This is a genomic window from Kaistella sp. 97-N-M2 (assembly GCF_021513235.1).
Lineage (GTDB): Bacteria > Bacteroidota > Bacteroidia > Flavobacteriales > Weeksellaceae > Kaistella.
The window spans coordinates 342446-354205 of sequence record NZ_CP090976.1 but is presented as its reverse complement, the minus strand read 5'-3'; the positions used below and the strand labels follow the sequence as shown (position 1 = coordinate 354205).

Sequence of the window (11760 nt, the reverse complement as noted above, 5' to 3'; positions counted from 1 at the left end):
ATATTAGTTTGCTACCTTTTCAGGCTGTAATGGTATTTGAAAATAAAACTCAGATCCTTTGCCAGGAATACTGTGAGTGCCTATTTTCCCTTGGTGCCGATCGATAATTTCCTGGCAAATGTAGAGGCCAATGCCCAGACCCTGAAAACGCTCTGACGTTTCTTCGATACGGTAAAATTTTTCAAAAATCTTTTCTTGATGTTCCCGTGACATTCCAATTCCAAAATCCCGAACCGAAAAATAAAGTTCGTCCCCTTTTACTTCCGACGAGATGTGAATTTCTTTGCCGTTAGGCGCATACTTCAGGGCATTGGTGATGAAGTTGATGATCACCTGCTCGATGCGCATTTCGTCGCCAAAAATTTTCACGTCGGCATAGTCTTTCTTTAAAATTTTCACGTCGGGATTCGACTGCTGCATCACTTCAATAATATGATCTACAAGATCGTCAAAAGAAAACTCCTGCCTGTTCAGCTTCATTTTTCCACTTTCAATCTTCGAAATGTCCAGCAGATCCGCGATCAATACGTTCAGTTTTTCCACCTGATCCTGTACTTTGTGCAGGCGTGTTCGAACGGTTTCAATATCGTTTTTGTTCAAACTTCTCTCCAGCAACTGAATGTATCCTTTAATGCTCGTCATGGGTGTTTTAAGTTCATGGCTGGCGATGCTGATGAATTCGTCTTTTTTGCACTCTGCCTCTTTCCGGAATTCGATTTCCTTCCGCAATTTTGTCTGCATCTCGTTTAAGGCGCGGCTTTGTTCGTAAATTCGGTAAAACGTTTTTACTTTCAAGAGCAGAATATTCATATCCACGGGCTTGCTGATATAGTCCAAACCGCCGGAAGAATAGCCGCGTGTAATCAAATTAACGTTGGCGCTGGCAGCGGATAAAAATATGATGGCCGTTTCTTTTGCTTTGCTGTAACCGGAAATCGCTTCGGCGACTTCGAAGCCGTCCATTTCAGGCATCTGTACATCTAGAATGATGAGAACGTAAGATTTTTTCAGTATTTTTTTTAAAGCTTCTTCCCCGGAAGATGCCGTATCGACCTCAAAATCATTTTTCTCCAGGACTTTTTTCAGAGAGATAATATTTTCCGGCGAATCGTCGACTATTAAGATCATTTGTAGAAACTCGTGTTATGTTAAACAGCAAAAGATCTCAAAGATAATACTTTTCAGCTTTTTAACAAAAGCAAACTAGTGCTCGCGGCATATAAAAGCACATTTAACAGGGCTTTTTATAAATAGACATGAATTATCCAAAAAAAACCAATCGTTTATGAAGATTTTCACTTTTCAGAAAGCCTGCCCGAAGGTGATCAAATTATGGTCAGGATCCAGCAGCGCAAATTCTTTCTGTCCCCAGGGTTTTGTTTCTAAGGGTGCGTTCGGATGAATTTCTACATTTCGCTCCAATAAATTCCTGTACAGCTGCTCAATATCGTTGGTGCGGACATAAATCTGTCCATAATTTTTGTTTGGATTGAGATTTTCAAAAAGAAAAAAGTGAATTTCAATTTCATCTTTTTCCAAGATTAAATAGTCGCCGTAATCCCTGCGGAGGTTGAATTGTAAGCGGTCTACATAATACTGAAGCGTCCGATCTTTCTTTCGCATGGGTAATTTCGGCACAATGGAGGTAAGCATGTTTTGGGGTTTTAAGGTGGATGCAAACTGAATATACTCTTTTTCCTCTTTCTAATGGTAGCGCGGTTTCTTTTCATAAAAAGCCTTCAATCTTTTCTTCTAAAAATTTCTACCTTTGAAAAAACAGTTTTTACAATGAAAATAAAGATCTCTTTTCTCTTTTTGTTTCTTTCCTTTACGCAGATTTTTGCGCAGGTTGAAGAAGCTAAACTCGATGAACTCATCCAAAAAACATTAAAAACTTTCGATGTTGCCGGCATCTCGGTCGGCGTTGTAAAGGACGGGAAACTCGTTTACGCAAAAGGCTTCGGCGTAAGTTCGCTTACCACGAAGCAGAAAATGGACGAAAGTACCTTAGTCGGAATCGCCTCCAATTCGAAAGGCTTTACCGCAACTTCCTTAGCGATGTTAGCAGACGAAGGAAAATTAAATCTCGACGACAAAGTTTCCAAATACATTCCGGAATTTCAAATGTATGATCCCTATGTTTCGCAGGAAATTACCATCAAAGATTTGCTCACACACCGCGCCGGACTTGGCTTAGGACAGGGCGATCTCATGTTTTTCCCGGAAGGCGGCCCGCTTACGGTTAACGACATCATTCACAACGTACGATTTTTAAAGCCGGAAAATCCCTTCCGTACCACTTTAGACTATAATAATATCATGTTCATCGTCGCGGGCGAAATTGTTCACCGGGTGTCCGGTTTGCAGTGGGCGGATTTCGTGGAGCAGCGCATTTTAAAACCCGTAGGCATGACCGCGAGTTTTGGAAGTTATAAGCATGCAAAAGCGGCGAATGTTTCGAACATCATCGATGCGCACGCGCCCGTGGACGGCAAAGCAGTTACGGTGCCGCACGACTGGAATGAAACGGCGAACGCTGCGGGCGGAATTATCAGCAACATTAAAGATATGACGACGTGGGCAGAATTTCTGATGAACGGTTTCACGACCAAAGACGGAAAAAAATTAGTTTCAGATAAGCAGGTCCAGCAGTTATGGAATTTACAGATTTCAACGCCGGTCGCTTTGAAAAATCCTTACGATTCCAATTTCGGCGGTTATGGTCTCGGTTGGTTTCTAACGGATGTGAAAGGCCATAAACAGGTGTATCACACGGGTGGTTTAATCGGGACCGTGACGCAGTTTACGTTGATTCCGGATATGAAATTAGGCATCGTGGTTTTAACCAATCAGCAGAGTGGGGCGGCTTTCAGTGCCATCACTAATACCGTTAAAGATTCTTATCTGGGAATGCCGCAGAAAGACTGGCTGAAAACCTATGGCGACCGAATGGCGAAAGTTAATGCCGATTACGAAAAAGATAAGAAAGAAATTTTTGCAAAATCCGATGCGTTTAAAAAGGATAAAAAAGCGCAAATTAAAGCAGAACAAATCGTAGGAACGTACACAGATCCGTGGTTTGGCGAGGTAAATATTTCTTCAGACGGAAAATCTTTCCGGATTTTCTGTAAAAATTCGCCGCGTTTAAGTGGAGAACTTTTGCCGTACACGCCCAATGTTATGGTTGCGAAATGGACAGACAGAAGTTACGACGCCGATGTTTTCGTGAATTTTAATATGGATGAAAACGGCAAAGCGCAGTCCATGAAAATGAAACCGATCTCCGACATTACCGATTTCAGTTTCGATTTTGAAGATCTGGATCTGCAGCGAAAGAATTAAGGCAATTCCAAATAAAAGTAAAAACCTCACCAAATTGATTTTGATGAGGTTTTTTTTTGTTTAAATTTTAATCTTTTTCGGTTCGTGAAAGAAAAGCAGCTTCTTATCCGCGTTTTCAAAGTCCGACCAGGAATCGCAGTCAATTGCGTAGCCGGCGACCCCACAGGTGGGAAACATCATGAGATCTTCTGTCATGGAATTGGCGAAATTCGAAATGCCGTTGTTATGGGAAAAAAATGCAACAGAATCGAAATTATCCTGCAAGCCAAAAGTAACCAACTCAAAGTTACTTTCCGAGGCATTGTATAACTTTCGGTCCGTCTCGATTCCAATATGGTAAACTTCGTCGAAGATTTCGCAAGTAGAAAGCGCCCGAAGCGCGGGACTGGATACAAACTTGTCGATCTGAATGTTGTTTTCCTTTAAAAACTGCGACATTTTCACGGCATCCTGAACGCCTTTTTCGGCAAGAGGTCTGTCGAAATCCTCGGTGTCTTCCGGCCAGTCGCTTTTAGCGTGGCGAACAAGAATCAGTGTTTTCATTCGTTGAATTTTTTAAGCTAATAAAATTATAAATAATTTTCAAAAGAATGATAAAAAAAGTGCACGTCGCGTAAAAATGAGTTAACTAATTTTTATTAAATTTGCAGACTATGGGACAAATCCTTGCCGTGGATTACGGAAAAGCACGTTGCGGCATTGCAGCAACCGATGATTTCCAGATTATTGCGTCGGGTTTACCCACGGTGGAAACCAAAAATATATTTAATTTCTTCCGGAAATATCTCAGCGAAAATACCGTTGAAGCTCTCGTGGTAGGACTTCCAACGGATTTGAAAGGGAATTTGAATGATGTTGAAGCTGATATTTTAAAGTTCCTCGAAAAATTTAAAACAGAATTTCCCGCTGTTAAAATTCATCGGTTTGATGAACGGTTTACGTCGAAAATGGCGTCGTTTTTTATTTCCCAAAGCGGAAAAAGCAAGAAAAAACGCGAAGAAAAGGGATTAATAGATAAAGTAAGTGCAACAATCATATTGCAGAATTTTTTAGAACAGAAATAGAAATGATATTACCAATACGTGCATTTGGCGATGCGGTTTTACGAAAACACGGTCAGGAGATAGATAAAGATTACCCAGGATTGCAGGACCTCGTAAACAATATGTTTGAAACTATGGAATCCGCCAATGGCATTGGTTTGGCCGCACCCCAAATTGGGCTGGATATCCGCCTTTTTGTCGTCGATCTTTCGCCGCTGGCGGAAGATGAAGATTACGCAGATATCGCCGAGGAGCTGAAAGGTTTCCGAAAGGTTTTAATTAACGCCAAAATTTTAGATGAGTCCGGCGAAGAGTGGAAATTCAACGAAGGCTGCCTTTCAATTCCAGATGTTCGCGAAGATGTAAAACGCAAGGAAACCATCGTGATCGAATATTACGACGAAAATTTCGTTAAACATACCGAGACTTTTTCCGACATGCGTGCGAGGGTCATTCAGCACGAATACGATCATATTGAAGGAATTCTTTTTACGGATCATTTAAGTTCCCTCAAGAAAAAATTAGTCAAAGGAAAACTCGCAAAAATCTCGCAGGGCGAAGTTTCCGTCAATTACAAAATGAGATTTCCGAAATAGGAAATTGCAGTGATACAGAATAAATATTAAACAAAAAAATTAAATAGATGCAGTTAGAAAAAATAATTTCGATCTCCGGAAAGCCGGGTCTTTTCAAATTAATTTCTCAGTTGAAGAACGGTTTCATCATCGAAGATGTTTTAACGAAAAAGAAAGTGAGCATCGGCAATACTTCGCAGGTAAGTTTGCTCGATAATATCGCGATGTTTACATTCGACCAGGAAGTTCCGTTGTTTGATGTTTTCGAAAACGTGGCAAAAAACACGGATTACAAAGAAACCATTTCTCATAAATCGTCGGATGAAGACCTGCGGGAATTTATGAAAGCATCTTTGCCGGATTACGACAATGAAAGAGTATACGTGTCCGACATTAAAAAATTGGCGCAGTGGTACAACATTCTTCACAAAGCGGGATACATTACGCCGGACAGCTTCGTGAAATCTGAAGAAACCCCACAGGAAGAACCTGCGATCGCCGATAAAAAAGACGTAAAAAAAGCTGCACCAAAAGCAGATAAAGCTGCTGCACCGAAAGCGAAAGTTTCTACTTCCTCCGCAAAATCTGCACCCAAAAGTACGCACAGAAAAATGGGATAAATTATTAAATCTTTCGGGATTTGATTATTTGCCTTAAAACTTTAATTATAACCTTGTCGAAGTTTTAACTTTGATGAGGTTTTTTGTGTCATCGCCAGCTTGGCAAGACTATCATTTCACAAAATTTTCCAAAAATGAACTCCAGAAAAGACCAGCTCGAAGCATTCGACCGCTTACTCGATATTATGAATGATCTGCGGGAAAAATGCCCGTGGGATCAAAAACAGACTCTGCAGACGCTGCGGCATTTAACGTTGGAGGAAGTCTATGAACTTTCTGATGCTCTGCTGGAAGAAGATCTGCCCGAGATTAAAAAAGAACTCGGCGACGTGCTTTTGCATTTGGTTTTTTATGCGAAAATCGGGTCGGAGAAAGGCAGTTTCGATATCGCTGACGTCATTAATTCGCTGAACGAAAAGCTTATTTTTCGGCATCCGCATATTTATGGCGAAGTTCAAGTGAAAGATGAAGAAGAAGTGAAGCAGAACTGGGAAAAACTAAAACTGAAGGAAGGCAACAAATCCGTTCTGTCGGGCGTCACGAAAGGGACACCAAGTTTAATCAAAGCCTACCGGATTCAGGATAAAGTAAAAGGAATCGGCTTTGAATTTGCCAACGCGGAAGATGCCTGGAAAAAAGTGGACGAAGAACTGGCCGAATTTCATGCGGAAACCGATCCGGAGAAGAAAGAGCAGGAATTGGGCGACGTCTTTTTTTCGCTCATCAATTATGCACGGATTTCCGGCATTAATCCGGATTCTGCTTTGGAAAGAACGAACAATAAATTCATCACGCGGTTCCAAAAAATGGAAAATCTTGCGCGCGAAAAAAGTGTAAACCTCGCCGATTTAAGTTTAGACCAGATGGATGAACTTTGGGAGGAAGCCAAGAAAAGCGAATAGCGTATAATTTTAATGTTGCATTTTTCGGCCTTGGAAAATTAAGTTTGTCCAAATGCTGCCGCTTTCCTGTTCCGCGCTGTGTCACCGAAAAAACTTCGCTCCGGTTGAGGTGCAAAGTTCCGTTTTGGCTAACTGTCTGTCTTTAATTAAAATACGCGTGGTATTTTTCCATCGATTCTTTTAACTCGTCTACCGATTTATTGGCCTCCTGCCGATTCTGTGCTTTTTTGAGTCTCTCAATTTCTTTCATGTGCGGCGCCAGCCAGGCATGCAGATGGTCATGCGGAACGCCGGTCATAGTGCAGCTTTTTACCAAATTATCGGTAGAAGTACTTAGGTTTGAAGCCAGCATTTTATAATCGCCGTTTTTGGGTTCGTAAGCATTCAGTTGGGTTTCTGTTTCCGCGACAAATGGTTTCATTTCATCGTTCACTGCCCATTTTTTGCCGTTATTCAGGTCAAGTTTGGTATGTGCCTCGTGCTCGTCGGATTTTGCTTCTTGCACGAAATCTTTTGTTTCAGTTTGTTCCGTTTTCAGATGTTCTGCATGATCCGCCTGTTTTTTGTCGCACGACGTTGCCATTGTGATGCCTATCAATGCTGATAATAATACTTTTTTCATTTTTGATTTATTTTTTTTGTTATTAATAAAAATACTGCGGTCACGCCGAGCCGGAAAGCCAGTGCGCCGGGGGTTTTTGTTTCGTACAAACCGCCACCAGTGAGGTGGATAAAGAGTCCAAAGAAGGCAAGAATTAAAATAACGACAGCACTGAAAAGTGGGATTTTTCTCCAGGTTTTATTTTTCCAAACGCCGTACGCAGCTGTTATATAAAGAAATCCACACAGCCAGTTTGCCCAAACGATAAACGGAACGTAATGGCCTTCTTTCGCGCGAATCCCGAACCAGTCGAAAAGCACGGAACTGCTCATAAAAAGCGTGAGCAAACCAAAAATTGCAAGAGCGAAAAGTAGAAGATTCTTTTTCATAAGAAGGTACTTAAAGGTAAGACTTTCAAACCATACGCCGGGCTTTCTGCGGTTTTTCTGCAATGATTAAAGTCAGGTCTTCAGGTCTTGAAGGTGTTTCCTAATTGGTTTTTCGGTAACGCAAAACTGCCCACGTAATCGCGACACTTCCCAAACCTATCAGAAATGAAAAATGGGGCAGAAGATCCCGCACGCCGCTGTTTTTCAACATAATTAAGCGGATACCATCCACGCCATACGTTACGGGATTGGCGTAAGCGATATATTTTGCCCACTCCGTCATGCTTTCGGTTGGTGTAAAAAGTCCGCTCATCAAAATGAAAATCATCATAAAAAAGAAAACGATAAACATTGCCTGCTGCTGCGTTTCGCTGTAAACCGAAGCCAAAAGTCCCAAACCCAAAACCGTCACCAGATAGACGGCAATAAACCCGTAGAGCAACAAAAAGCTTCCCTGCATCTGAATATTATAAACGAAAATGGTGACGAAAAGTCCGATGGTGAACGCAACCATCGCCAGAATCCAGAACGGGATAAGTTTGCCTAAAATGAAATCTCTTTTCTTAATGGGCGATACGTTAATCTGCTCAATCGTGCCTGTTTCCTTTTCCTGCACAATATTTAGAGCTGCCAAATATCCGCTGATCAATGTGACTAAAAAAGCCAGAATTCCCGGAACTAAGGAAAGCCGATAATTGTAATTTTCATTAAACCAAAATGTGGGAAGGATTTCCAAACCTGAAGTTTCGGCGGAACTTTCGGCGCCAGGATCAATTTCTACCTGAATCTGTCGGTTATAATGCTGTAAAATCTGTGCGAGATAACTGGCGGAAAGTCCGGCTTTTGTTCCGTTGATGGCGTTTATGGCGAGCAAGATTTTCCCACTGTTTTCACGAACCAGATCTTTCTCGAAATTGTTTGGGACTTCGAGGATGAGATCGGCTTTATCTTTTTCGATTTCCTCATAGGCTTTTTCATAATTTTCGCCGTAGTGCGTCATTTTAAAATAGCCGGAAGCCGTTATTTTTCGGATCAATTCCCGCGACTGCGTCGATTTATCGTGATCCACGACGGCGATTTTGATGTTCTTGATCTCGTAGTTGGCAGCCAGCGGAAGAATAACCAACTGAATGACCGGCATGACGAAAATAATGGCCAGGATCGATCTGTTCCGGAATATTTGGAGAAATTCTTTTTTAATTAAGATGGATAAGGTTCTGAACATTTTGATTTTTTAACTGTGTTTTTAAAACCAAGGTGTTTTTTTAACGCAAAGTCTTCTGATGATAATTTTCTTTACTTGATAGTTTTGAGGTCGCAGAGGCGTTTCGCTTAGCATTGCGTTTTTGTTTTTTCATTCCAAACGTATTTTGAATTTTTTTACGGCGATAACGAACAAAATAATCATCATTCCAAAAAGAACGAGCACGTGTTTCCAGAGCACTTCAAGACCGGTTCCTTTGATCATGATGTTTTTTACGATCTCGTAATACCATTTTGCGGGAATTATATTTCCCACCACTTGAAGCGGCACCGGCATGTTTTCCACGGGAAACATAAAGCCGCTCAACATCAGCGTTGGAAGCATGGTGCCGACAAGCGAAATGAGCATAGCCGTTTGTTGTGTATTCGTGAGAATGGAAATAACGATGCCAATAAGAAGATTCGTGATGATGAAAATAATGCTGATGCCAAACAGTAATAACAGGTTTCCTCGAATGGGTAAATCGAGAACGGTGACGCTTAGTATAAGGATGGAAATAAGAATCAGCACCGATAAGATAAAGTACGGAATGGCTTTCGCGAGGATAATGATGTAAGGTTTCATGGGCGAAACGAGCAGAACTTCCATCGTGCCGCTTTCTTTTTCGCGAACGATGGCGATGGCCGTCATCAGAACGCAGATAATTAAAAGGATAAAAGCCATAACACCGGGAACAAAATTTGGCGCGCCTTTTAACTGCGGATTATAAAGCATGCGGATTTCGGGTTGAACGCCGGAACGCTGATTAAAATTCTGCTCTCCGTAAAAATCCAGAATAATATTCGACATGAAACTATAGATCTGATTGGCGAGATTAAGGTCGGCGCCATCCGTGATGAGTTGAATTTTGGCTTTGCAATCGCTGTTTAAATTTTGGGCAAACTGCGCCGGAATGACCACAATCATTTTTATTTTTCCGCTTTTGAAGGCATCTTCCGCCTCGCTGACCGAAGCCAAATTTTCGTAGATATCGAAATATTGATTGGCGCCAATTTTCGATATCAGTTCCATCGAATTCTGGGATTTGTCCTGATCGAGAACGCCGATTCTTGTGTCTTTCACTTCCGTGCTCAGAGCAAAACCAAAAAGCAGAATCTGCACCACGGGCATTCCGAAAAGGATCAGCAAGATTCTTCTGTCACGCAAAACGTGCCAAAATTCTTTTTTGACGAAAGTCAGAAGTTGCTTCATTCCTTTATTGATCCTTTTTCTTACTCAATTACTCAATTACTCATCCACTCAATCACCCAATCACTCAATCACCCAATCACCCAATGATCACTCCGCCCGTTTCGCACCCCGCGCCAACTCGTAAAAAACCTCGTCCATATTTTGCGCATCGAACTGCTTTTTTAAATTCGCCGGCGTATCCAAAGCCGCGATTTTTCCGTCGACCATAATCGAAACGCGGTCGCAATATTCGGCCTCATCCATGTAATGCGTCGTGACGAAAATGGTAATTCCACGATCCGACGCGTCGTAAATCATGTTCCAAAACTGTCGTCGCGTCACGGGATCGACGCCGCCCGTGGGTTCATCCAAAAAGACAATTTGTGGGTCGTGAAAAATGGCGACGGAAAAAGCGAGTTTCTGTTTCCAACCCAGCGGAAGTTCGGAAACCAGTTTATTCTTTTCTTTTTCAAGACCCAGTTTTTGGAGAAGCTGGTCGCGTTTAATTTTTAATTCTTTTCGCGGGATGCCATAAATTCCACCAAAAAAATCGAGATTTTCGCTGACGGTCAAATTGCCGTACAAAGAAAATTTCTGGCTCATATAACCGATATTTTTTTTGATTTTTTCGGTTTCTGTATAAACATCAAAACCTGCAACCGTCGCCTGTCCGGAACTAGGAACAGAAAGTCCGCTGAACATTCGCATCGCCGTGGTTTTTCCGGCACCGTTGGCGCCGAGGAAACCAAAGATTTCGCCTTTTTTTACCTCAAAACTAATATGATCGACCGCGGTGAAACTGCCAAAAACTTTGGTGATGTTTTCTGCTTTAATGGCGATATCCTGTGTTTCAACATTCATTTTTTAAACTGATAATAAGCGGATGAAACTGTCTTCAATACTGGCTTGTACGCGATTTATTTCAATATTTTCAAAACCTTCCTTTTCCAAATATTCAATAACTTTTGATGCTGAAAAAATTTCATTTTTATCGAGGATCAAATGCACAAATTCGCCGTACGCATATACATTTTTCTTCTGCGGAAAATTTTCCAGGGCTTTTAAAACCGCTGAAGTTCTGCCGGCTTTTACTTCAAAAAGCAAATCAGGAAAGGAGTTGCTGATGTTTTCGGGCGTTTCGATGGAGAGAATTTTTCCATGGCTTATTAAGGCGATTCGGTCGCACAGCGCGGCTTCGTCCATGTAAGGTGTGGCAACAAGCATCGTGATTCCCTCTTTTTTAAGACGCTTTAGCATTTCCCAGAATTCTTTTCGCGAAACAGGATCCACACCGGTGGTGGGTTCGTCCAGAAATAAAACTTTCGGCTTATGAATTAAGGCGCAGCACAGCGCGAGTTTCTGTTTCATTCCACCGGAAAGATCGCCGGCTTTTCTATTTTTGAAAGGTTCGATCTGCATGTAAATATCTTTGATGAGGTCGTAATTTTCTTTAATAGTCGTGTTGAAAACGCTCGCGAAAAATTGCAGGTTTTCTTCAATACTTAAATCCTGATAGAGCGAAAAACGCCCGGGCATATAGCCGACAATTTTTCGGATTTCTTTATAATCTTTCACCACATCCCAATTTTGGACCGATGCAGAACCGGAATCGGGCAGAAGTACGGTGGTCAACATTCGGAAAATGGAGGTTTTTCCGGCGCCGTCGGGACCAATTAAGCCGAAAATTTCGCCGGCCTTTACATCAAAACTCACGTAATCAACCGCAAGAACTCTATTGTTTTTCTTGCCGTAGGTTTTGGTGAGATTTCGAACGGTGATTGAATTCATTTTTTATTTTACCATCGAGAATTAACAGTTTAAAGTTGATTGGCGAAGATTGGTGACGATAAAAGC

At 41.6% G+C, this 11760-nt stretch carries 14 protein-coding genes; 5 read left to right on the top strand and 9 right to left on the bottom strand.

What is annotated here, in order from left to right:
- Positions 1–3 precede the first annotated feature (3 nt).
- Both L0B70_RS01730 and L0B70_RS01725 read right to left on the bottom strand, forming a co-directional pair.
- Positions 4–1128 carry a hybrid sensor histidine kinase/response regulator gene (locus L0B70_RS01730; protein WP_235142604.1) on the bottom strand — a complete coding sequence of 375 codons (1125 nt, stop codon included), beginning with the start codon at positions 1126–1128 and terminating at the stop codon, positions 4–6.
- Between the two features lie 174 nt (positions 1129–1302).
- Entirely contained in the window at positions 1303–1653 is a 351-nt protein-coding gene (locus L0B70_RS01725) for a VOC family protein (protein WP_235142603.1), read from the bottom strand.
- Positions 1654–1788: 135 nt separating this feature from the next.
- Here L0B70_RS01725 and L0B70_RS01720 point away from each other — a divergent pair, with 135 nt between their 5' ends.
- Positions 1789–3342 carry a serine hydrolase gene (locus tag L0B70_RS01720; RefSeq protein ID WP_235142602.1) on the top strand — a complete coding sequence of 518 codons (1554 nt, stop codon included), beginning with the start codon at positions 1789–1791 and terminating at the stop codon, positions 3340–3342.
- 60 nt (positions 3343–3402) lie between these two features.
- Here the strand turns inward: L0B70_RS01720 and L0B70_RS01715 are convergent, their stop codons facing one another.
- Entirely contained in the window at positions 3403–3885 is a 483-nt protein-coding gene (locus L0B70_RS01715; protein WP_235142601.1) for a histidine phosphatase family protein, read from the bottom strand.
- 110 nt (positions 3886–3995) lie between these two features.
- Here L0B70_RS01715 and ruvX point away from each other — a divergent pair, with 110 nt between their 5' ends.
- The 4 genes from ruvX to mazG all read left to right on the top strand — a co-directional run bounded on the left by ruvX (position 3996) and on the right by mazG (position 6482).
- Positions 3996–4406, top strand: coding sequence for a Holliday junction resolvase RuvX (gene ruvX / locus L0B70_RS01710; protein ID WP_235142600.1), 411 nt, complete (start codon positions 3996–3998; stop codon positions 4404–4406).
- A gap of 2 nt (positions 4407–4408) precedes the next feature.
- The gene (def, locus tag L0B70_RS01705) at positions 4409–4981 is read left to right on the top strand and encodes a peptide deformylase (protein ID WP_235142599.1); all 573 of its coding nucleotides are present in this window, start codon (positions 4409–4411) and stop codon (positions 4979–4981) included.
- 47 nt (positions 4982–5028) lie between these two features.
- On the top strand, positions 5029–5580 hold the full coding sequence (locus L0B70_RS01700; protein WP_235142598.1) for a DUF5606 domain-containing protein: 552 nt from the start codon (positions 5029–5031) through the stop codon (positions 5578–5580).
- A gap of 134 nt (positions 5581–5714) precedes the next feature.
- The gene (mazG, locus tag L0B70_RS01695; protein WP_235142597.1) at positions 5715–6482 is read left to right on the top strand and encodes a nucleoside triphosphate pyrophosphohydrolase; all 768 of its coding nucleotides are present in this window, start codon (positions 5715–5717) and stop codon (positions 6480–6482) included.
- Between the two features lie 142 nt (positions 6483–6624).
- Here the strand turns inward: mazG and L0B70_RS01690 are convergent, their stop codons facing one another.
- The 6 genes from L0B70_RS01690 to L0B70_RS01665 form a co-directional block, all read right to left on the bottom strand.
- Positions 6625–7104, bottom strand: a complete 480-nt coding sequence (locus L0B70_RS01690) for a hypothetical protein (protein ID WP_235142596.1) — start codon at positions 7102–7104, stop codon at positions 6625–6627.
- Complete coding sequence (locus tag L0B70_RS01685) at positions 7101–7472, bottom strand: hypothetical protein (RefSeq protein WP_235142595.1); 372 nt, start codon at positions 7470–7472, stop codon at positions 7101–7103. The genes L0B70_RS01690 and L0B70_RS01685 overlap by 4 nt, the downstream gene beginning before the upstream one ends.
- A gap of 100 nt (positions 7473–7572) precedes the next feature.
- Positions 7573–8697, bottom strand: a complete 1125-nt coding sequence (locus L0B70_RS01680) for an ABC transporter permease (RefSeq protein WP_235142594.1) — start codon at positions 8695–8697, stop codon at positions 7573–7575.
- A 129-nt stretch (positions 8698–8826) separates the two neighbouring features.
- A complete protein-coding gene (locus tag L0B70_RS01675) occupies positions 8827–9927 on the bottom strand; it encodes an ABC transporter permease (protein ID WP_235142593.1) in 1101 nt (366 codons plus the stop codon).
- 87 nt (positions 9928–10014) lie between these two features.
- Positions 10015–10767 carry an ABC transporter ATP-binding protein gene (locus L0B70_RS01670; RefSeq protein WP_235142592.1) on the bottom strand — a complete coding sequence of 251 codons (753 nt, stop codon included), beginning with the start codon at positions 10765–10767 and terminating at the stop codon, positions 10015–10017.
- A gap of 3 nt (positions 10768–10770) precedes the next feature.
- Positions 10771–11694 (bottom strand): ABC transporter ATP-binding protein, encoded by a 924-nt coding sequence (locus L0B70_RS01665; RefSeq protein WP_235142591.1) that lies wholly within the window; start codon positions 11692–11694, stop codon positions 10771–10773.
- Positions 11695–11760 lie beyond the last annotated feature (66 nt).

Coding starts and splice junctions, on each gene's coding strand:
- L0B70_RS01730 (WP_235142604.1), bottom strand. CDS start 1,128: ATGATCTTAATAGTCGACGATTCGCCGGAAAATATTATCTCTCTGAAA.
- L0B70_RS01725 (WP_235142603.1), bottom strand. CDS start 1,653: ATGCTTACCTCCATTGTGCCGAAATTACCCATGCGAAAGAAAGATCGG.
- L0B70_RS01720 (WP_235142602.1), top strand. CDS start 1,789: ATGAAAATAAAGATCTCTTTTCTCTTTTTGTTTCTTTCCTTTACGCAG.
- L0B70_RS01715 (WP_235142601.1), bottom strand. CDS start 3,885: ATGAAAACACTGATTCTTGTTCGCCACGCTAAAAGCGACTGGCCGGAA.
- ruvX (WP_235142600.1), top strand. CDS start 3,996: ATGGGACAAATCCTTGCCGTGGATTACGGAAAAGCACGTTGCGGCATT.
- def (WP_235142599.1), top strand. CDS start 4,409: ATGATATTACCAATACGTGCATTTGGCGATGCGGTTTTACGAAAACAC.
- L0B70_RS01700 (WP_235142598.1), top strand. CDS start 5,029: ATGCAGTTAGAAAAAATAATTTCGATCTCCGGAAAGCCGGGTCTTTTC.
- mazG (WP_235142597.1), top strand. CDS start 5,715: ATGAACTCCAGAAAAGACCAGCTCGAAGCATTCGACCGCTTACTCGAT.
- L0B70_RS01690 (WP_235142596.1), bottom strand. CDS start 7,104: ATGAAAAAAGTATTATTATCAGCATTGATAGGCATCACAATGGCAACG.
- L0B70_RS01685 (WP_235142595.1), bottom strand. CDS start 7,472: ATGAAAAAGAATCTTCTACTTTTCGCTCTTGCAATTTTTGGTTTGCTC.
- L0B70_RS01680 (WP_235142594.1), bottom strand. CDS start 8,697: ATGTTCAGAACCTTATCCATCTTAATTAAAAAAGAATTTCTCCAAATA.
- L0B70_RS01675 (WP_235142593.1), bottom strand. CDS start 9,927: ATGAAGCAACTTCTGACTTTCGTCAAAAAAGAATTTTGGCACGTTTTG.
- L0B70_RS01670 (WP_235142592.1), bottom strand. CDS start 10,767: ATGAATGTTGAAACACAGGATATCGCCATTAAAGCAGAAAACATCACC.
- L0B70_RS01665 (WP_235142591.1), bottom strand. CDS start 11,694: ATGAATTCAATCACCGTTCGAAATCTCACCAAAACCTACGGCAAGAAA.